We start from the raw sequence: 17,746 nt of genomic DNA, 5'->3' as shown, positions 1-17,746 counted from the left end.
GTCTGATATTGCGAGAGGCTGAGATTCTTGTCGGGGATGCAGATGCAGCGTGATGCAAAGATTTATGTGGCGGGCCACCGTGGGCTGGCCGGAGGTTCCGTTCTTCGGCGCCTCAGGCAGCTCGGGTACTCCAATTTGTTGACAAAGACCCATGCTGATCTGGATCTGGTTGACCAGAACAGCGTGGACGCGTTCTTTGCTGCGGAAAAGCCGGAATACGTTTTTTTAGCTGCGGCCAAGGTCGGTGGCATCCATGCCAACAATGCGTATCCGGCGGAATTTATTCGTGACAACCTGGCCATTCAGACCAACGTCATCCATTCGGCCTGGAAGCACGGCGCGAAGAAGCTGCTGTTCCTGGGCTCGTCATGCATATATCCCAAACACGCGCCGCAGCCCATGCCGGAAAGTTGTCTGTTGAGCGGCCCGCTGGAGCCGACCAACGAGTGGTACGCGATAGCAAAGATCGCCGGCATTAAGATGTGCCAAGCGTATCGCAGGCAGTATGGCTTCGACGCGATTTCCGCGATGCCGACTAATCTTTATGGGCCTGGCGATAACTTTCATCTGGAAAATTCACATGTAATGCCAGCGCTCATCCGTAAATTCCACGAGGCGAAAGCGCGTGGCGATCGCGAGGTGGTAATGTGGGGCACGGGCGCGCCGCGTCGTGAGTTTCTGCACGTGGATGATCTTGGTGATGCCCTCGTGTTCCTGATGGATAACTATTCTGGCGAGGATTTCGTGAATGTCGGAGTCGGTGACGACGTCACAATTCGCGAACTGGCGGAATTGATCCGCGAGGTGGTTGGCTTTGAGGGTGTCATTACTCAGGACTTGAGAAAACCCGACGGAACGCCGCGCAAACTGATGGATGTGAGCCGCCTGACAGCACTCGGCTGGAGCGCCAGGATTGGGCTAAGGGAAGGTGTGAAAGAGACCTATCGCTGGTTCATTGAGAACCAGGATGGATTTCGTCGTTGATCGGCAGTTTCTAGTGGCGAAAATAGGCCTTTGTATTCTCATGGACTAGCGGATGAGCCAATAATTCCGCTGGTTTGAGCCCTATCCATGCGCGGTGCTGCGTGTCGGCTGGCTGAAGGGGCAGTGTCGATACGTGCATGGCATACGACAGCACGATGTAGTGCGTCGTGATCCCAGCGACCTCTGCAAAATTGCTCGGGTACATGTGCTCGAAGACACCAACGAAATGCGCTTTCCCTCGTAGCAGCGGCAAGTCAAGCTCGGTTTTCGCGATCCTCTGAAATGCTTCGTCCAGGGATTCGTCCTTGCGAATCACGCCGCCGGGGACGAACCACGTGCCGCGCGCTGGTTCATTGTTGCGGTAACCGAGCAGAACACGATCTTCGGCGTCTTGAACGATGAGATCGATTGAGACGAGCGGCGTGTGCTCAACGATCTTCAACCACTCTGTGCGCGGGAGAAGGGGGCGCCCCGAAGTGTGCAGGCTCATCGGCCGTAAATGTCTTCGAACCGCACGATGTCATCTTCGCCCACGTAGCTTCCGGTCTGCACCTCGATAATTTCAAGAGGAATCTTTCCGGGGTTGTCGAGCCGATGCTTGTTGCCGAGCGGGATATAGGTGGACTGGTCCTCGCCGAGGAGGAACACCTTGTCATTGCATGTAACCTGCGCGGTGCCGGAGACCACGATCCAGTGCTCGGCGCGGTGATGATGCATTTGCAGGGAGAGCTTGGCGCCCGGGTTTACCATGATGCGCTTCACCTGAAAGCGGCCGGCAAGAGCGATGGTTTCATACCAGCCCCAAGGCCGATAGACGCGCGGATGGCTTTGTGCTTCATCACGGCCGGCTTCCTTGAGTCTCTGGACGATTTTCTTGACGTCCTGCGTACGGTCACGTGGCGCGATGAGGACGGCATCGGCTGTCTCGACGACCACGTGGTCTTTGACGCCAACGAGGCTGACCAGCCGCGAATGTGCGCTAACGAGGTTGTTCTGCGCGTCTTCCAATAGCACATCGCCGCGCGTGACGTTTCCGCAGCCGTCAGTCGGTGGAAGCGTGGCGAGATATTCCCAGCTTCCAACGTCGTCCCAGCCTGCGTCGAGCGGAACCAGGGCGGCGCGCGATGTCTTTTCCATCACCGCGTAGTCAATCGAGTCGCTCCGGCAATTGTGGAAGCTCTCCGCGTTCAGACGTACGAAGTCGAGGTCGTGCCGGCCTTGCGTGTAGGCAAGTGCAGCGTTTTCGGCAATTCCCGGCTCGAACTGCGCGAGTTCCTTCAGGAAGGTATCGGCGCGGAACAGAAACAGGCCACCATTCCACAAGTAGCAGTCTTCGGCGAGGAACCTCTGGGCAGTCTCAAGATCAGGTTTTTCGACGAACTGGGCGACCTGATGCGCGCCATCGCCCAGTGCATCCCCGCGCCGCAGATAGCCGTAGCCTGTCTCGGCACGTGTCGGCACGATCCCGAACGCGACGATGCGTCCCAGGGAGGCTGCGTTCGATGCGATGCCGACGCTCTTCGCGAAGGCATCGACATCGCGTACAGCGTGGTCGGCAGCCATCAGGAAGACTAGCGTGTCTTCGCCGTACTTTTCCTTGGCAAACTGCGCGGCGATAGCGGCGGCTGGAGCGGTGTTGCGGCCGACCGGTTCGAGGATGATCGTGGCGTCCTTGATGCCGATTTGCCGCAGTTGCTCAGCTGCGATGAAGCGGTGTTGGTCCCCGCAGATGACGAGCGGCGGTAGTGCGCCTGGGATGCGGGCGGCACGAAGGGCGGTGTTCTGCAAAAGCGACTTATCGTCGATCAGGTTCAGAAACTGCTTCGGATACTGCTCGCGTGATTGTGGCCACAGTCGTGTACCGGAACCACCGGCCAGCAGGACGGGCAGGATCCGGGCAGTAGTGTTCATTATGTTCATTTAACAAAGTGCCTCGAATTTTCTTCCGCTCGTGCTCGTGGTGCGAGCGTCTCAATCTGATGATTTACGTAGATGCGACGCTGTCCCTGGCTATGTCGCGCTGTTCTTTCATGCGTGCGCGGTTCCGCCGAGGGTCTCGATTGCAGTCAGCAGTTCTGCGGTCCGCTGCTCCATTAAGCCAACACTGTGCCGGGATTCGACATTGAGGCGCAGCACGGGCTCGGTATTGGAGCCGCGCAGGTTGAAGCGCCAATCCGGGTATTCGATGCTGAGGCCGTCAGTGGTATCGATCTCGCCGCCGGTTTCGTACTGGCTGCGGATGGCGGCGATCACGGCTTTGACATCCGGCACCACGCGGTTGATCTCGCCGCTGGCCGGGTACAGGCGCATGCGCTCGCCGACGAGCGCGGACAGTGGATTGCCGGTTGCGGTGATGAGCTTGGCGGTCAGGATCCACGGCAGCATGCCGCTGTCGCAATAGGCGAAATCGCGGAAGTAGTGATGCGCGCTCATCTCGCCGCCATAGACGGCGTCTTCGCGGCGCATGCGTTCCTTGATGAAGGCGTGGCCGGTCTTTGATTGCACGGCAACGCCGCCGGCCTTGCCGACGACGTCCATCGTGTTCCACGTCAGGCGCGGGTCATGGACGATCTTCTGGCCCGGATGCTCGCGCAGCAGTGCTTCGGCCAGCAGGCCGACGATGTAATAGCCTTCGATGAAGCCGCCGTTTTCGTCGAACAGGAAGCAGCGGTCGAAGTCGCCGTCCCAAGCCACCCCGAAGTCGGCGCCATGCCGCTGCACCGCCTCGGCGGTGGCGCCGCGGTTCTCCGGAAGCAGCGGATTGGGAATGCCGTTGGGGAAGCTGCCGTCCGGTTCGAAATGGATCTTGATCAGTTCGAACGGCAAGTGAGGTTCCAGGGCGTCGATGAGCGGGCCGGCCGCGCCGTTTCCGGGGTTGACGACGATCTTCAGCCGCTTTCTGTCCGGCGCGGGAGCGTAGTGGCGGAGGAAATGCACCAGGTTGTCGCGGAAGCTGGCGGGACGCATGGGTGCCGGGCCGGCCGGGGCCTTGGCGGTGGACGCTGCGGTCATATCGCGCAGGTCGTGCAGACCGGAATCTCCTGAGACCGGAATCGCGCCGCCAAGCACGAGCTTCATGCCGTTGTAGTCGATCGGGTTGTGGCTGGCAGTGACTTCGATGCCGCCGTCGATCCCCGGCTGTTGCGCGGCCCAGTAGATTTCCTCCGTGCCGCAAAGACCGAGGTCGAGGACCTCGGCCCCGCGCTCAGCCAGACCGTGTGCCAGTGCATTGAGCAGCGAAGCGCTGGAATGGCGAATATCGCGGCCGAGTGCCACGCGCCTGGGCTGGAAACGCTGCGCGAACGCGAGCCCGAGGCGGTAGGCGATATCTTCGTTCAATTCGTCCGGTACACGGCCACGGATGTCGTAGGCCTTGAAGCAGCTGAGGGAAGGCATTGGGGCTGCGAAGTTAAGTCTGCCGATAGGTTAGCCGATGCGGGCATCACACAGCGCTAAGCCGCTGGCGAGAATGTGAACGGTTCTGCGTTTGAAAGATAAACCGCGAACAGGGGATCGCCCTGCTGAGTCGCGGTGCCTGTCGTGCTTGAGACAGCATTTGTCAGGGTGCGTCCGCGGAACTGGCGCACATGCTGCGCAGCAGCTTAGGTAGCGTCGAGGGCAGATTGCCTGCTGCTTCTCCGCCCAGTCTCCAGGATCGCAGCGCGGCGGTTGGCGCGAAGCCAGATCCTCAAAGCACGAGCCGGCCGGCCCACCATGCCAGCGCGGCGATCAGCGCGCTCGCCGGAATCGTCAGCACCCAGGCCCAGACGATCGAGCCGGCCACGCCCCAGCGCACGGCGGAGACTTTCCGGGTGGCGCCGACGCCCATGATCGCGCCGGTGATGGTGTGCGTGGTGGAGACGGGGACGCCGAGTGCGGAGGCGAAGAACAGGGTCATGGCGCCGCCGGTTTCCGCGCAGAAGCCGCCGACCGGTTTCAGCTTGGTGATTTTCTGGCCCATGGTCTTGACGATGCGCCAGCCGCCGAACATGGTGCCGGCGCCGATCGTGACGTAGCAGGCCGCGACGATCCAGCCGGGCAGGTGATCGGCATGGGCATGCATCCAGTGCGGCAGCAGTTCCGGATGGGCAGCCGTGGTGGCGATCAGCAGCATCCAGATGATGCCGGCCGTCTTCTGCGCGTCGTTGCCGCCGTGGCCCAGGCTGTAGAGCGAGGCGGATAGCAGTTGCAGCCGGCGGAACACCGTGTCGACGCGTCGCGGCGAGACACGGAAGAAGATCCAGCTGACCGCCAGCATCAGCAGTGAGCCCAGCACGAAGCCGAGCAGCGGCGAGATGACGATGAAGGCGACGGTCTTGAGCAGGCCCGGCCAGATCAGTGCCGAGGTGCCGCCCTTGCAGAGTCCGGCGCCGACCAGCCCGCCGATCAGCGCATGCGAGGAGCTGGATGGCAGGCCGGAGTACCAGGTGATGAGATTCCAGGCGATGGCGCCGGCCAGCGCGCCGAAGATCACGTAGTAGTCGATCAATACCGGGTCGATCGTGCCCTTGCCGATCGTGGCGGCGACTTTCAGCGGGAACAGGAAGTAGGCGAGGAAGTTGAATCCGGCGGCGAAGAAGACGGCGATCTGCGGTTTGAGCACGCCGGTCGAGACCACGGTCGCGATCGAGTTGGCGGCGTCGTGAAAGCCGTTGATGAAGTCGAAGGCGAGCGCGAGCGCGATCAGGAAAACGATGACCGACAGGGTCATGTGATCCACGGCGGCGCCCTCAGGAGTTTTCGAGCACGATCGCTTCGAGGTGGTTGCCGACGTCGTCGCAATGGTCGGTGACCAGCTCCAGCATCTCGTAGAACTCCTTGAGCTTGATCAGCTGGCGCACGTCCGGCTCCTCGCGGAAGATCTTCGAGAGCGACTGCCGCAGCAGATCGTCGGCCTGGCCTTCGAGCGAGCCGATCTCGCGAATCGCGGCCATGATGCGCGGCGCGTTGTCCATGTCGGCGAGCAGGCCGACCGCTTGCGCCACCTTGTCCGTGCACGTGTGGATGATCTGGGCGAAGCGCACGGCCTCCGGCGTGGCCGTGCGCAGATCGTAGGTCTCGATCATCTGCGCGCAGCCCTGGATCACGTCGATCACATCGTCAAGCCGCGCGATCAGCTGGTGAATCTCGTCGCGGTCCAGTGGCGTGATGAAGGTTGAATGCAGCAGCGCGATGGTCTGGTGCGTGACCTTGTCGGCGCGGTCCTCGATGGCGTCGATTTCGGCAGCGAGCGTGCGTGCCGTATCCGGCTGCGCGTCGAGCGCCTGCAGCAGCTTCAGCAAGTGCTCGGCGCCTTGCACGACCAGCTGCGCGTGCTGATTGAAGAGCTCGAAAAACTTGCCCTCGCGAGGCATCAGGCGGCTGAGCATGGCGAATGACGGGTGGCGACTGAGATCGGAAGGGCTCGGGAGACGGATCCGGGCGCGCGCGGCGGCGCGGCCAGACGCAGCAGGGCCGTGCGCTGGCCTCAGCTCAGCAGGCGCGTCAGCTCGTCGCCGAGCTTCAGGGTGGTGGCGAGCACATGGCCGTCGGCGAGCACGTCGGCGCTACCGCCCAGCGGCCGCACGATGCCGCCGGCCTCCTGCACCATGACCACGCCGGCCGCGATGTCCCAAGGCTTGAGATTGAACTCCCAGAAGCCTTCGAGGCGGCCGGCGGCGACGTAGGCGAGGTCCAGCGCCGCCGAGCCGGCGCGGCGCAGGCCGGCGGTCTCGGCCGCCACGCTGCGCAGCTGCGGCAGATAACGGTCGAGGTATTCCTCGCGCAGCGGGATGCCGGTGCCGATCAGCGCCTGGCTGATGTCCTTGCAACCGCTGACGCGGATGCGGCGGTTGTTGAGCGTCGCGCCGCTGCCGCGGCTGGCGCAGTACAGGTCCTGGGTGCAGGGCGCGTAGATCACGCCGTGCTCGAGCTTGTCGCGGACCTTGACGCCGATCGACACCGCGAAATGCGGAATGCCATGCAGGAAGTTGGTGGTGCCGTCGAGCGGATCGATGATCCAGGTCACCTCGTTCTCGCCGCTTTCCCCGCTCTCCTCGGCCAGGATCGCGTGCTGCGGATAGGCCTTGCGGATGATCCGGATGATCTCCTGCTCGGCGCTGCGGTCGACCTGGGTGACGAAGTCGTTGCGGCTCTTGCGCTCGACCAGCAGCTGATCGCGGCGCTCGTAGCTGCGCATGATGAAATTGCCGGCCGAACGGGCGGCCGAAACGGCGATATTGACCAGCGGGTGCATGGCGGGCCGGGCTGAAAAGGAGCAGAGGGAGGCCGCGTAGAATATCACGCATGACTTCCGCATCCTCCGATTCGCCGCTCGACAACATCCGCATCGTCCTGGTCAATACCCAGCACCCGGGCAACATCGGCTCGACCGCGCGCGCCATGCTGACCATGGGCCTGCGCGATCTGGTCCTCGTCAATCCGTCGCGCTTTCCGCACCCGCAGGCGCGCATGACGGCGGCGCACGCCGAGGGCGTCGTCGAGGCGGCGCGGGTGGTCGGCAGCCTGCCGGAGGCGGTCGCCGACTGTGCCTGGGTCGTCGCCAGTTCAGCGCGGCCGCGGCACCTCGGCGACGAACCGATGCGGCCCTGGGACGCGGCGGCACGCGCGGTGGCGACGGCGGCGGGCGCGAAGGTGGCGATTGTCTTCGGCTGCGAGCGCACCGGCCTGACCAACGAGGAACTCGATTCCTGCCACGCGGTGACGATGATCTCGGCCAACCCCGGCTACAGCTCGCTGAATCTGTCCCAGGCGGTGCAGGTGCTGGCTTACGAACTGCGCCGCGCTGCGCTGAGCGAGATTCCGGCGGTCTCCGGCAAGCGCGGGCTCGACTGGTATGCGCCGCCGTCGACCGAGGAAATGGAGCTGTTCTACGGGCACTTCGAGCGTGTGCTGATGTCGACCGGCTTTCTCGATCCGGCCAATCCGCGCCTGCTGATGCGGCGCCTGCGCCAGCTCTTCAACCGCGCCTCGCCCGACCGCAACGAGCTCAACATCCTGCGCGGCATCCTGACGTCGATCGAAAAGCCGAAGCGGCGGCGGATGCCGATCCCCGGCGAGGCGGCGACGCTGCATGGCGACGACGACGAATCGAAACAGGACCGGATTGGTCTAGAATGATGCCCGGCGCAAGCCAGCCCTGATTTGCCACTGCCATGTTCGCTCGCATCCAAGAAGACATCGCCAGCGTTTTCGACCGCGATCCCGCCGCCCGCAACACCTGGGAGGTGCTGACCTGCTACCCCGGCCTGCACGCGATCTGGGCGCACCGGCTCAGCCACTGGCTGTGGACGCATGGCCTCCAGTGGCTGGCACGCGTCAACTCGAACCTCGCGCGCTGGTTCACCGGCATCGAGATTCATCCCGGCGCGCGCATCGGCCGGCGCTTCTTCATCGACCACGGCATGGGCGTGGTGATCGGCGAGACCGCGGAGATCGGCGACGACGTCACGATGTACCACGGCGTCACGCTCGGCGGCACCAGCTGGAACAAGGGCAAGCGGCATCCGACGCTGGCGAACCGTGTCGTCGTCGGCGCCGGCGCGAAGATCCTCGGCCCGTTCACCGTGGGCGAGGGCGCCCGCGTCGGATCGAATTCGGTCGTGGTCCGGGAAGTGCCGCCGGGCGCCACCGTCGTCGGCATCCCGGCGCGCGTCGTGCGCGAGGCGGCCGAGCCGTCGGCGGCGGTCGCGGCGATCGCCAAGAAGATGGGCTTCGATGCCTACGGGCTTTCGAAGGACATGCCGGATCCGGTGGCCAATGCGATGTCGACGATGTTCGATCACATCCAGCAGCTCGACGAGCAGCTCGTCAAGGTCTGCCGCTTGCTGCATGAGGTAGATTCGCGCATGCCGGAGCTGCAGCTGTCCAAGCTGGAGTTGCCTGATTTTTGCGTCGAGACTGCGCCGGCGCTGGACTCGCTCGCCGGCAACCGTCATCGCAATCAGGGGTAGGAGTTCAATGAATGTGCTCGTAGTGGGCGGCGCCGGCTACATCGGCTCGCACATGTGCAAGCGGCTGGCCGAAGCCGGCCACCACGTGGTCGTTCTCGACAATCTCTCGACCGGGCACCGCAGCGCGGTGCAATGGGGTGAGCTGGTCGAGGCTTCGCTTGGCGACGGGGAGGCGGTGGCGCAGACGCTACGCCAGCACCGGATCGAGGTCGTCATGCACTTTGCAGCCAGTTCGCTGGTCGGCGAGTCGATGACCCATCCCTACCGCTACTACGCTAACAACGTCGGTGCGACGCTGGCCTTGCTGCAGGCGATGCACGACAACGGCGTGTCGCAGTTCGTGTTCTCTTCGACGGCTGCTGTTTTCGGCGAGCCGGAGACCGAGCTGATCGATGAGCAGCACCCGTGCCGGCCGATCAATCCCTACGGCAACTCGAAGCTGGCTGTCGAACTGATGCTCGACGACGCCGCTCGCGCCTATGGCTTGCGGGCAACGGCGCTGCGCTATTTCAACGCCGCGGGCGCCTGCGATTCGCGGCTGATCGGCGAGAAGCACGAGCCGGAGACGCATCTGATCCCGAGGCTGTTGCGGCGTGCCGCCGGCGAGGCGCTCGACGTGAAAGTCTTCGGGACCGATTACGCGACGCGCGACGGCACCTGCGTGCGCGATTACGTTCACGTCTGCGATCTCGCCGATGCGCACCTGCTGGCGCTCGAATACAGCCGCGCGCAGCCGGGCTTTCATCGCTTCAACCTCGGTAACGGCGATGGCTACACGGTGCTCGAGGTGCTGCGCGCCGCCGAGGACGTGGTCGGTCGTTCGCTCGACGTTCCGCACGGCCCGCGCCGTGCCGGTGATCCGGCGATGCTCGTGGCCAGCAGCGACAAGGCACGCAAAGTGCTCGGCTGGCAGCCGAGCCGCGCCGATATCCGCCAGATCGTCGCCGATGCCTGGGCCTGGCACCAGCAGCCGGCCTACTGACCGGATGCGGTAAGCGCATGCCCGTCTACCTCGACCACAACGCAACCACGCGTCTCGATTCGCGCGTGCTCGAGGCGATGCTGCCGTACCTGGCGGGTCCCTACGGCAACGCGTCGTCGCTGCACCGCTACGGCCGCGCCGCGCGTGACGCGATCGAGCGCGCCCGCGAGCAGGTGGCCGCGCTGGTGAACTGCCAGCCGCGCGAGATCGTCTGGACCTCCGGCGGTACCGAGGCGAACAATCTGGCGCTCAAGGGCGTCGCCGAGGCCTTTCCCGGCGCGCGCCTGCTTTACGGCGCGACCGAGCATCCGGCGGTGCTGGAGACCGCCGAAGCGCTGCGCGCGCGCGGCTGGCCGGTCGGGGTGGTGGCGATGGGCGAGGATGGGCTGATCGACTGGCCGGACTTCGAACGGCAGCTCGCCGAAGCGCCGCTGCGGCTGGTGTCGCTGATGCGCGCCAACAATGAAACCGGCGTCCTGCAGGACATCCCGCGCGCGGCGGCGCTCGTGCATGCGGCCGGCGCCTGGCTGCACGTCGATGCGGTGCAGGCGGCGGGCAAGATTCCGGTCGATTTCGTCGCGCTGCAGGCGGATTTGATGAGCCTGTCGAGCCACAAGCTCTACGGCCCGAAGGGCATCGGCGCACTGGTGCTGCGGCCCGAAGTCGAGTTGTCGCCGCTGCATCACGGTGGCTGGCAGGAGCGCAGTCTGCGCGGCGGCACCGAGAACGTCGCCGCGATCGTCGGCTTCGGCGCTGCCGCGGAGCTGGCCGCGGCCGAGCTCGAAACGCGCACTGCCCATCTGCGCGGTCTGCGCGAGCGCCTCGAGTCGGGCCTGCATCGCCTGCCCGGCGTGCACCTCTTCGGCGAGGGCGTCGAGCGCTTGCCGAACACCGTGCAGTTCGCGCTCGCCGGCTACGAGGGCGAGGCGCTGCTGATGCAGCTCGACCGCCACGGTTTCGCGGTGTCGAGCGGCTCGGCCTGCGCGTCGGGCCGCGGCGAGCCGAGCCACGTGCTGCTCGGCATGGGCATCGAGCGTGAACTGGCCAAGGGCGCGGTCCGCGTCAGCCTCGGCAAGGACAACACGGCGGACGAAGTCGACCGCTTCCTGGCGGTGCTGAGCGGGTTTGCTTCGGCCGCGACGCCGCGAGTGAGCGTGCGGTGACAGAACACGATGCGATGATCTATCTCGACTATGCGGCGACGACCCCGCTCGATCCGCGTGTGCGCGACGCCATGCTGCCGTGGCTCGACGCCGACTCGCACTTCGGCAATCCCGCGTCCGACCACGCGCTCGGCCGCAAGGCGCGCGTCGCCGTCGAGCGCGCGCGCGCGCAAGTGGCGGCGCTGCTCGGTGCCGGTGCCGACGAAATCGTCTGGACCTCCGGTGCGACCGAATCGAACAACCTGGCGATCAAGGGCGCGCTGGAGTTCCGCGGCCTGAAGGGCGCGCACGTCGTCACCAGCCGCGTCGAACACAAGGCGGTGCTCGACACCTGCCGCTACCTGGAAACCCAGGGCGTGCGCGTCAGCTACCTGACGCCGCAGGCCGATGGCGTCGTCGCCGTCGAGCAGGTGCTGGCGGCCTTGCAGCCCGACACGGCGATGGTCTCGCTGATGTGGGTCAACAACGAAACCGGCGCGATCAATCCGGTCGAGGCGCTGGCGCCGCAGCTGCGCGAGCGCGGCATCCTGTTCCACGTCGACGCCGTGCAGGCGGCCGGCAAGCTGCCGATCGATCTGGCGCAGGTGCCGATCGACCTCCTGTCGCTGTCGGCGCACAAACTTTACGGCCCGAAGGGCATCGGCGCGCTGTTCGTGCGCAAGCGGCCGCGTGCGCGCCTGGCGCCGCAGATCCATGGCGGCGGCCACGAGCAAGGCATGCGCTCCGGCACGCTGGCGACGCACCAGATCGTCGGTCTCGGCGAGGCCTGCGTGCTGGCGGCGGCCGGCCTCGGCGACGAGGCGCGGCGCCTGCGCGGCCTGCGCGAGCGCCTGTGGCAGGCGCTGCAGGTGCTGCCGAAGATCTATCTGAACGGGCCGGTCGAGGCGCGCGCGCCGGGCATCCTCAACGTCAGTTTCGCCGGCGCCGAGGGCGAATCGCTGCGCGCCATGCTGCCGGAGCTGATGGTATCGAGCGGCTCGGCCTGCTCGTCGGCGACGCGCGAGCCTTCGTACGTATTGCGCGCGCTCGGCCGCGACGACGAACTCGCCGGTTCCTCGCTGCGCCTGTCGCTCGGCCGCTACAGCACCGAAGCGCAGATCGACCGCGCGGCCGCGCAGATCGTCGAGGCGGTGCGCTTCCTGCGCGAGCTGTCACCGCTGTGGAGCGAAGCATGAACCCGCAAGAGAATGTCTATGCCTATCGTGAGCCGATCTGGGCGCGCTTTCGCGCGCCGCGGCACGGCGGCCGTCTGCCGGCCGGCGGGCGCCTGCTCGAAGCGCAGGCCGGCAGTCCGGCGGCGCATTCGGTCCTGCGCTTGCAGCTCGGGCTGAACGGGGCGATCGTGGCGCAGGTGCGTTTCCAGGCCTACGGCTGTCCGACCGCGATCGCGGTCGGCGAGTGGCTCGCCGAACAGCTCGAAGGGCAGCCGCTGACGCATCTGGCGGCGATCGATGCCGCGGCGATCCGTGACGCCCTTGAAATCGCCGAGGACAAGGCCCATTGTGCCCTCATGGGTGAGGATGTCCTCCGCGCCCTGCAGCAGCAGATGAGCGAACAGGCATGAGCATCCAGTTGACCGAAAGCGCCGCCCGGCGCATCCAGCAGCAGATCGACAAGCGCGGCGGCGGGCTCGGCCTGCGCGTCGGCGTGCGCAAATCCGGCTGCTCCGGCTACGCCTACACGATGGACTACGCGGACGAGATCGGCGCCGACGACCTGGTGTTCGAGCAGCATGGCTCGAAGCTGGTCGTGAAACCCGATCACCTGCCGATGCTCGAAGGCATGACGCTGGATTTCCAGAAGCAGGGGCTGAACGAGTCGTTCAAGTTCCTCAATCCCAACGTCAAGGCGCAGTGCGGTTGCGGCGAGAGCTTCGCCGTCTGACGGCCAGCGCGGCGCAAGCCGCAGGATTCATTGCCGCGCCGCAGCAGCGGCGGCTATAATTCCTTGATTTCTCAGTAAACGTACTGGGCCATTCGCGGCCCTTTCGCTATTTCCCCTTCAGTTTTCAAGGAGTTTCACCGTGTCGGTTGAACGTACCCTCTCGATCCTCAAGCCGGATGCCGTGTCCAAGAACGTGATCGGCAAGATTTTCGAGCGCTTCGAGAACGCCGGCCTGAAGATCGTCGCCACGCGCATGGTGCACCTGACGCAGGCCGAGGCCGAAGGCTTCTACGCCGTGCACAAGGCGCGCCCGTTCTTCGGCGACCTGGTCAAGTTCATGATCAGCGGCCCGGTCGTGGTGTCGGTGCTCGAGGGCGAGGACGCGGTGGCCAAGCACCGCGACATCATGGGCGCCACCGACCCGAAGAAGGCCGCCCCCGGCACGATTCGCGCCGATTTCGCCGACTCGATCGACGAGAACGCCTGCCACGGCTCGGACAGCCTCGAGAATGCGCAGAACGAAATCGCCTATTTCTTCCGCGCCACCGAGATCTGCCCGCGCACCCGCTAAGGGCGCAACACGCCGATGTCCGCCAGCGCCGCCAGCCTCGCGACCGCCGCCGCCCCGATCAATCTGTTCGGGCTGGACCGGGAGCAGCTGCGCGCGCGCTTCGCGGAGATGGGCGAGAAGCCGTACCGCGCCGACCAGATCATGCAGTGGATCTATCGGCGCGGTAAGGATTCGTTCGACGAAATGAGCAACATCTCGAAGGAGCTGCGCGTCAAGCTTGCGCAGCACTTCGTGATCCGCACGCCGGAGCTCGTCACCGAGCAGGTCTCGGCGGACGGCACCCGCAAGTGGGTGCTGCGCCTCGACGGCGGCAATGCCATCGAGACGGTTTATATCCCCGAGGAGAACCGGGCCACGCTCTGCATCTCCTCGCAGGTCGGTTGCGCGATGGACTGTTCGTTCTGCTCGACCGCGCAGCAGGGCCTCAACCGCAACATGACGACGGCGGAGATCATCGCCCAGGTCTGGTTCGCCGCCCGTACGCTCGGCGGCGATTTCCAGAACGAGCGCGTGATCTCGAACATCGTCTTCATGGGCATGGGCGAACCGCTCGCCAATTACGGCGCGGTGCTGGCGGCGATCCGCATCCTGCTCGACGATTTCGGCTTCGGCCTGTCGAAGCGCCGCGTCACGGTGTCGACCTCGGGCCTGGTGCCGTTCATGGACCGCCTGCGCGAGGATGTCGATACCGCGCTCGCCGTCTCGCTGCACGCGCCGAACGATGCGCTGCGCAACGAGCTGGTGCCGATCAACCGCAAGTACCCGATCGCCGAGCTGCTCGCCGCCTGCCGCCGCTACACGGCCGGCAAGGACCGCAAGACGCACATCGTCTACGAATACGTGATGCTCGACGGCATCAACGACAAGCCGGAGCATGCGCGCGAGCTTGCCAAGCTGCTCGGCGGCCTGTCGGCGAAGGTCAACCTGATTCCGTTCAACCCGTTTCCGGGCGCGCCGTACCGGCGCAGCAAGCCGGAAGCGATCGCCGCGTTCGCCAAGATCCTGCGCGATCGCAAGGTCTTTGCGACGACGCGCAAGACGCGCGGTGACGACATCGACGCGGCCTGCGGACAGCTGGTCGGCAAGGTGCAGTCGAAGCAGAAGAACCGCCTGCGCGGCATTCCGGTGACGGTGCAATGAGCCGCAGGCCGCCAAGCCGCTCGCTGGTCGCATCCCCGCTGCGCGGGGCCCCTGCTCGGGCGCTCGCGTCTTCCTGCGGACAGCGGGTCGGCAAGGTGCAGTCGAAGCAGGAGAATTGCCTGCGTGGCATTGCGGCGGTGATGCAATGAGCCGCGCCACGGGTCCTGCCCGCGTGCGGGTTGCGACGCGATGAACAAGGCGCTGGCGCTCGCGCTGTCGGCTCTGCTGCTGGTCGCGGCCTGCGCGACGTCGGCTGAGCGGGCCGAGCGGCGCAATGCCGCGCAGCTCAACACCCAGCTCGGGGTCAATTACGCGCGCCAGGGCCAGTACGATCTGGCGCTGGAGAAGCTGCTCAAGGCTGTCGATCAGGACAGCGACTATGCGCCGGCGCATTCGGCGCTCGCGGTGATCTACCAGACCCGCGGCGATCGCGAGGCTGCCGAGCGCGAGTTTCGCGCGGCGCTGGCGCTCGACGGCAGCGATCCGACGGTGAAGAACAATTTCGGGGTCTTCCTCTGCGAACGCGGCAAGCCCGACGAGGCGCGCCGCTACTTCATGGACGTGGTCAGGGATCCGCACTTCTCGGCGCCCGAGCAGGCCTGGACCAATGCCGGCATCTGCGTCCGGAAGACCGACCCCGATCAGGCCGAGCGCGACTTCCGCGAGGCCCTGCGTCTGAAACCGGACGATCGCGACGCGCTGGCGCAGATGGCGATCCTCAGCTTCGCGCGCCAGGATTTTCTGCGCACGCGCGCCTTCCTGCAGCGCTACGATCTCAAGTCGCGCGCCACGCCCGAACTGCTCAGCATCGCCGCGCGCACCGAGATGGCGCTGGGCGATCGCGACGCTGCGCGCGATTACGCGCGCCGCATCGTCCAGGAATTCCCCGAATCCCAAGAAGCCGCCACGTTCGCCGATTGGCAGCCATGAATACAGAAACGACCGAACACACTTCCGCCGTAGCCGCCCCCGAACCTGCAGCGGCCAGCCTCGGCCAGAGCCCCGGCACGATGATCCGCGAGGCGCGTCAGGCGGTGCGCCTGTCGGTCGACGACCTCGCCGCGCACACCAAGCTGGCGCGCGCGACGGTCGAGGCGCTGGAGCGTGACGATTTCGGCGCGCTGCTCGAGCCGGTCTACGTGCGCGGCTACTACCGCAAGTGCGCGAAGGTGCTGAACCTCAACGAGCAGAAGCTGATTGACGCCTACGCGGCGCGCGTCACGCAGAAGGCGCCGCAGCCGCCGACCAAGCTGCGCCTGGCTTCCGGCACCGAGCTCGGTTCGAGCAGCCGGCTGCCGGTGGCGATGGGCACGCTGGCGGTGATCGTCGCGATCGTGGTCTGCGCATTCCTGTGGTGGGTACGCGGCGCGACCACGCCGGTGCCGACGGTCTTCCACATGCCGAGTTCGTCCGACAGCGCGCCGGCCGGGGCCCCGGTGCCGGTGCCGGCCGAGTCGGTGACGGCGCCGGTGGTGTCCGGGCCGGCAGGCGAGGGCGTGCCGGCATCCGCCGGCGATACCGTCGCGCCGTCGGCGCCGGCGGCCGAACCCGTCGCACCGGCGCCGGAAGCCACCGCGCCTGGCGCAGGCGCCGGTGCCGCGCCGGCAGCTCCGGCGCCGGCTGCCGCAAATCCGGCTGCCGCACCGGCGGCGGCCGCACCGCTGCTGCTGAGCTTCAGCGGCCAGTCGTGGATCCGCGTCAACGATGCCGACGGCCGCTCGCTGCTCAACGGCCTGGTCGCCGCCGGCGAACGGCGCCAGCTCAGCGGCAAGCCGCCGTACGAGCTGTTCATCGGTGCCGCGCCGGTGGTCAGCGTCGAATATCTCGGCAAGCCGGTCGACCTCAAGCCCTATACCCGCGACAACGCGACGGCGCGCGTCACGCTGCCGCTGCCGTCGCCCTGAATCGTTCGAGGTAGCCGCGATGGCGATGACGAGCCACCACCAGATCGCGCGCCGCGTATCGCGGCAGATCCGCGTCGGCCGCGTCGCGGTCGGCGGCGGTGCACCGGTGTCCGTGCAGACCATGACCAACACCGACACCGAGGACGTCGCCGCGACCGTCGCGCAGATCCGCGCGGCGGTGAAGGCCGGTGCCGATATCGTGCGCGTCTCGGTGCCGACGCTGGCCGCCGCCGAGGCCTTCGGCAAGATCAAGAAGGAAGTCGGCTACGTGCCGCTGGTTGCCGACATCCACTTCAATTACAAGTGCGGCCTCGCCGCCGCCGAGGCCGGCGCCGACTGCCTGCGCATCAATCCGGGCAACATCGGCTCCGACAAGAAGGTGTCGGAAGTCGTCGCCTGCGCCAAGCACCACGGCATCCCGATCCGTATCGGCGTCAACGCTGGCAGCCTCGAAGCCGAACTGCAGGAAAAGTACGGCGAGCCGAATGCCGACGCGCTGGTCGAGTCGGCGCTGCGCCACATCGAGATTTTGAAGCGCCACAACTTCGAGGACTTCAAGGTCTCGCTGAAGGCCAGCGAGATCTTCCTGACTGTATTCGCCTACCGCAAGCTGGCGACGCTGATCGACCAGCCGCTGCACCTCGGCATCACCGAAGCCGGCGGTCAGCGCGCCGGCGCGGTGAAGAGCGCGATCGGCCTGGGCATGCTGCTCGCTGACGGCATCGGCGACACCATCCGCGTCTCGCTCGCCGCCGATCCGGTCGAGGAAGTGAAGGTCGGCTGGGACATCCTGAAGTCGCTGCACCTTCGTTCCAGGGGCATCAATCTGGTGGCGTGCCCGTCCTGCTCGCGGCAGAACTTCGACGTCATCAAGGCCGTGCAGGAACTCGAAGCGCGCTTCGACGAGATCGACGAGCCGCTCGACGTCGCCGTGATCGGCTGCGTCGTCAACGGCCCCGGCGAGGCGCGCGAGGCGGCGATCGGCGTCGCCGGCGGCTACCCGAATTCCATCTACGTCGACGGCAGGATCCAGCACAAGGCGCACAACGCCGAGCTGGTCGACGTGCTCGAAAAGCTCGTGCGCGAGAAGATCGCCGCGCGCCAAGCCGAGAAGGCCGCCGCCGCCCGCGCGGAATCCGGCGCCGAGACGGCGCAACCCTAAGCAC

General features: G+C 66.1%; 19 protein-coding genes. 13 read left to right on the top strand and 6 right to left on the bottom strand.

Annotation, left to right across the window (positions count from 1 at the left end; translation table 11 throughout):
* Positions 1-42: 42 nt before the first annotated feature.
* Positions 43-984, top strand: a complete 942-nt coding sequence (fcl, locus tag K343_RS0110155; protein WP_028007987.1) for a GDP-L-fucose synthase — start codon at positions 43-45, stop codon at positions 982-984.
* A 10-nt stretch (positions 985-994) separates the two neighbouring features.
* Here fcl and K343_RS0110150 read toward each other — a convergent pair whose 3' ends face one another.
* The 6 genes from K343_RS0110150 to K343_RS0110125 all read right to left on the bottom strand — a co-directional run bounded on the left by K343_RS0110150 (position 995) and on the right by K343_RS0110125 (position 7,219).
* Complete coding sequence (locus K343_RS0110150) at positions 995-1,474, bottom strand: GDP-mannose mannosyl hydrolase (protein ID WP_043112463.1); 480 nt, start codon at positions 1,472-1,474, stop codon at positions 995-997.
* Entirely contained in the window at positions 1,471-2,895 is a 1,425-nt protein-coding gene (locus K343_RS0110145) for a mannose-1-phosphate guanylyltransferase/mannose-6-phosphate isomerase (protein WP_043112520.1), read from the bottom strand. Before K343_RS0110145 ends, K343_RS0110150 begins: the two co-directional genes overlap by 4 nt.
* A 117-nt stretch (positions 2,896-3,012) precedes the next feature.
* The gene (locus tag K343_RS0110140; RefSeq protein ID WP_028007984.1) at positions 3,013-4,380 is read right to left on the bottom strand and encodes a phosphohexomutase domain-containing protein; all 1,368 of its coding nucleotides are present in this window, start codon (positions 4,378-4,380) and stop codon (positions 3,013-3,015) included.
* A gap of 292 nt (positions 4,381-4,672) precedes the next feature.
* On the bottom strand, positions 4,673-5,695 hold the full coding sequence (locus K343_RS0110135) for an inorganic phosphate transporter (protein WP_028007983.1): 1,023 nt from the start codon (positions 5,693-5,695) through the stop codon (positions 4,673-4,675).
* Between the two features lie 19 nt (positions 5,696-5,714).
* On the bottom strand, positions 5,715-6,353 hold the full coding sequence (locus tag K343_RS0110130) for a DUF47 domain-containing protein (RefSeq protein ID WP_028007982.1): 639 nt from the start codon (positions 6,351-6,353) through the stop codon (positions 5,715-5,717).
* A gap of 98 nt (positions 6,354-6,451) precedes the next feature.
* Positions 6,452-7,219 (bottom strand): inositol monophosphatase family protein, encoded by a 768-nt coding sequence (locus tag K343_RS0110125; RefSeq protein WP_028007981.1) that lies wholly within the window; start codon positions 7,217-7,219, stop codon positions 6,452-6,454.
* A 50-nt stretch (positions 7,220-7,269) separates the two neighbouring features.
* Here K343_RS0110125 and K343_RS0110120 point away from each other — a divergent pair, with 50 nt between their 5' ends.
* From K343_RS0110120 to ispG, 12 genes are all read left to right on the top strand, one after another.
* Positions 7,270-8,103, top strand: a complete 834-nt coding sequence (locus K343_RS0110120) for an RNA methyltransferase (protein WP_028007980.1) — start codon at positions 7,270-7,272, stop codon at positions 8,101-8,103.
* Positions 8,104-8,138: 35 nt separating this feature from the next.
* Positions 8,139-8,936: a serine O-acetyltransferase gene (cysE, locus tag K343_RS0110115; protein ID WP_028007979.1), complete on the top strand. Its 798-nt coding sequence runs from the start codon at positions 8,139-8,141 to the stop codon at positions 8,934-8,936.
* A gap of 7 nt (positions 8,937-8,943) precedes the next feature.
* Positions 8,944-9,918 (top strand): UDP-glucose 4-epimerase GalE, encoded by a 975-nt coding sequence (gene galE, locus K343_RS0110110; RefSeq protein ID WP_161628876.1) that lies wholly within the window; start codon positions 8,944-8,946, stop codon positions 9,916-9,918.
* A gap of 17 nt (positions 9,919-9,935) precedes the next feature.
* On the top strand, positions 9,936-11,081 hold the full coding sequence (locus K343_RS0110105) for a cysteine desulfurase family protein (RefSeq protein WP_028007977.1): 1,146 nt from the start codon (positions 9,936-9,938) through the stop codon (positions 11,079-11,081).
* Between the two features lie 14 nt (positions 11,082-11,095).
* On the top strand, positions 11,096-12,256 hold the full coding sequence (locus K343_RS0110100) for an aminotransferase class V-fold PLP-dependent enzyme (RefSeq protein WP_028007976.1): 1,161 nt from the start codon (positions 11,096-11,098) through the stop codon (positions 12,254-12,256).
* Positions 12,253-12,645 carry an iron-sulfur cluster scaffold-like protein gene (locus K343_RS0110095; protein WP_028007975.1) on the top strand — a complete coding sequence of 131 codons (393 nt, stop codon included), beginning with the start codon at positions 12,253-12,255 and terminating at the stop codon, positions 12,643-12,645. The genes K343_RS0110100 and K343_RS0110095 overlap by 4 nt, the downstream gene beginning before the upstream one ends.
* On the top strand, positions 12,642-12,965 hold the full coding sequence (locus tag K343_RS0110090; RefSeq protein ID WP_028007974.1) for a HesB/IscA family protein: 324 nt from the start codon (positions 12,642-12,644) through the stop codon (positions 12,963-12,965). Before K343_RS0110095 ends, K343_RS0110090 begins: the two co-directional genes overlap by 4 nt.
* A gap of 139 nt (positions 12,966-13,104) precedes the next feature.
* A complete protein-coding gene (ndk, locus tag K343_RS0110085; protein ID WP_020648570.1) occupies positions 13,105-13,536 on the top strand; it encodes a nucleoside-diphosphate kinase in 432 nt (143 codons plus the stop codon).
* Positions 13,537-13,551: 15 nt separating this feature from the next.
* Positions 13,552-14,676: a dual-specificity RNA methyltransferase RlmN gene (gene rlmN, locus K343_RS0110080; RefSeq protein ID WP_051278141.1), complete on the top strand. Its 1,125-nt coding sequence runs from the start codon at positions 13,552-13,554 to the stop codon at positions 14,674-14,676.
* A 189-nt stretch (positions 14,677-14,865) separates the two neighbouring features.
* Complete coding sequence (gene pilW / locus K343_RS0110075) at positions 14,866-15,606, top strand: type IV pilus biogenesis/stability protein PilW (RefSeq protein ID WP_051278139.1); 741 nt, start codon at positions 14,866-14,868, stop codon at positions 15,604-15,606.
* The gene (locus K343_RS0110070) at positions 15,603-16,580 is read left to right on the top strand and encodes a RodZ domain-containing protein (RefSeq protein ID WP_084615811.1); all 978 of its coding nucleotides are present in this window, start codon (positions 15,603-15,605) and stop codon (positions 16,578-16,580) included. Before pilW ends, K343_RS0110070 begins: the two co-directional genes overlap by 4 nt.
* A 25-nt stretch (positions 16,581-16,605) precedes the next feature.
* The gene (gene ispG, locus K343_RS0110065; RefSeq protein ID WP_028007970.1) at positions 16,606-17,742 is read left to right on the top strand and encodes a flavodoxin-dependent (E)-4-hydroxy-3-methylbut-2-enyl-diphosphate synthase; all 1,137 of its coding nucleotides are present in this window, start codon (positions 16,606-16,608) and stop codon (positions 17,740-17,742) included.
* The last annotated feature ends 4 nt before the right edge of the window (positions 17,743-17,746 follow it).

It is taken from the genome of Solimonas flava DSM 18980 (assembly GCF_000426685.1).
Classification (GTDB): domain Bacteria; phylum Pseudomonadota; class Gammaproteobacteria; order Nevskiales; family Nevskiaceae; genus Solimonas; species Solimonas flava.
The sequence above is the reverse complement of the archived record's forward strand: the minus strand, read 5'-3'. Positions and strand labels throughout refer to the sequence as shown.

Bases quoted from the DNA above. Each gene is read 5' to 3' on its own strand.
- fcl (WP_028007987.1), top strand. From the start codon at position 43: ATGCAGCGTGATGCAAAGATTTATGTGGCGGGCCACCGTGGGCTGGCC.
- K343_RS0110150 (WP_043112463.1), bottom strand. From the start codon at position 1,474: ATGAGCCTGCACACTTCGGGGCGCCCCCTTCTCCCGCGCACAGAGTGG.
- K343_RS0110145 (WP_043112520.1), bottom strand. From the start codon at position 2,895: ATGAACACTACTGCCCGGATCCTGCCCGTCCTGCTGGCCGGTGGTTCC.
- K343_RS0110140 (WP_028007984.1), bottom strand. From the start codon at position 4,380: ATGCCTTCCCTCAGCTGCTTCAAGGCCTACGACATCCGTGGCCGTGTA.
- K343_RS0110135 (WP_028007983.1), bottom strand. From the start codon at position 5,695: ATGACCCTGTCGGTCATCGTTTTCCTGATCGCGCTCGCGCTCGCCTTC.
- K343_RS0110130 (WP_028007982.1), bottom strand. From the start codon at position 6,353: ATGCTCAGCCGCCTGATGCCTCGCGAGGGCAAGTTTTTCGAGCTCTTC.
- K343_RS0110125 (WP_028007981.1), bottom strand. From the start codon at position 7,219: ATGCACCCGCTGGTCAATATCGCCGTTTCGGCCGCCCGTTCGGCCGGC.
- K343_RS0110120 (WP_028007980.1), top strand. From the start codon at position 7,270: ATGACTTCCGCATCCTCCGATTCGCCGCTCGACAACATCCGCATCGTC.
- cysE (WP_028007979.1), top strand. From the start codon at position 8,139: ATGTTCGCTCGCATCCAAGAAGACATCGCCAGCGTTTTCGACCGCGAT.
- galE (WP_161628876.1), top strand. From the start codon at position 8,944: ATGAATGTGCTCGTAGTGGGCGGCGCCGGCTACATCGGCTCGCACATG.
- K343_RS0110105 (WP_028007977.1), top strand. From the start codon at position 9,936: ATGCCCGTCTACCTCGACCACAACGCAACCACGCGTCTCGATTCGCGC.
- K343_RS0110100 (WP_028007976.1), top strand. From the start codon at position 11,096: ATGATCTATCTCGACTATGCGGCGACGACCCCGCTCGATCCGCGTGTG.
- K343_RS0110095 (WP_028007975.1), top strand. From the start codon at position 12,253: ATGAACCCGCAAGAGAATGTCTATGCCTATCGTGAGCCGATCTGGGCG.
- K343_RS0110090 (WP_028007974.1), top strand. From the start codon at position 12,642: ATGAGCATCCAGTTGACCGAAAGCGCCGCCCGGCGCATCCAGCAGCAG.
- rlmN (WP_051278141.1), top strand. From the start codon at position 13,552: ATGTCCGCCAGCGCCGCCAGCCTCGCGACCGCCGCCGCCCCGATCAAT.
- pilW (WP_051278139.1), top strand. From the start codon at position 14,866: ATGAACAAGGCGCTGGCGCTCGCGCTGTCGGCTCTGCTGCTGGTCGCG.
- K343_RS0110070 (WP_084615811.1), top strand. From the start codon at position 15,603: ATGAATACAGAAACGACCGAACACACTTCCGCCGTAGCCGCCCCCGAA.
- ispG (WP_028007970.1), top strand. From the start codon at position 16,606: ATGACGAGCCACCACCAGATCGCGCGCCGCGTATCGCGGCAGATCCGC.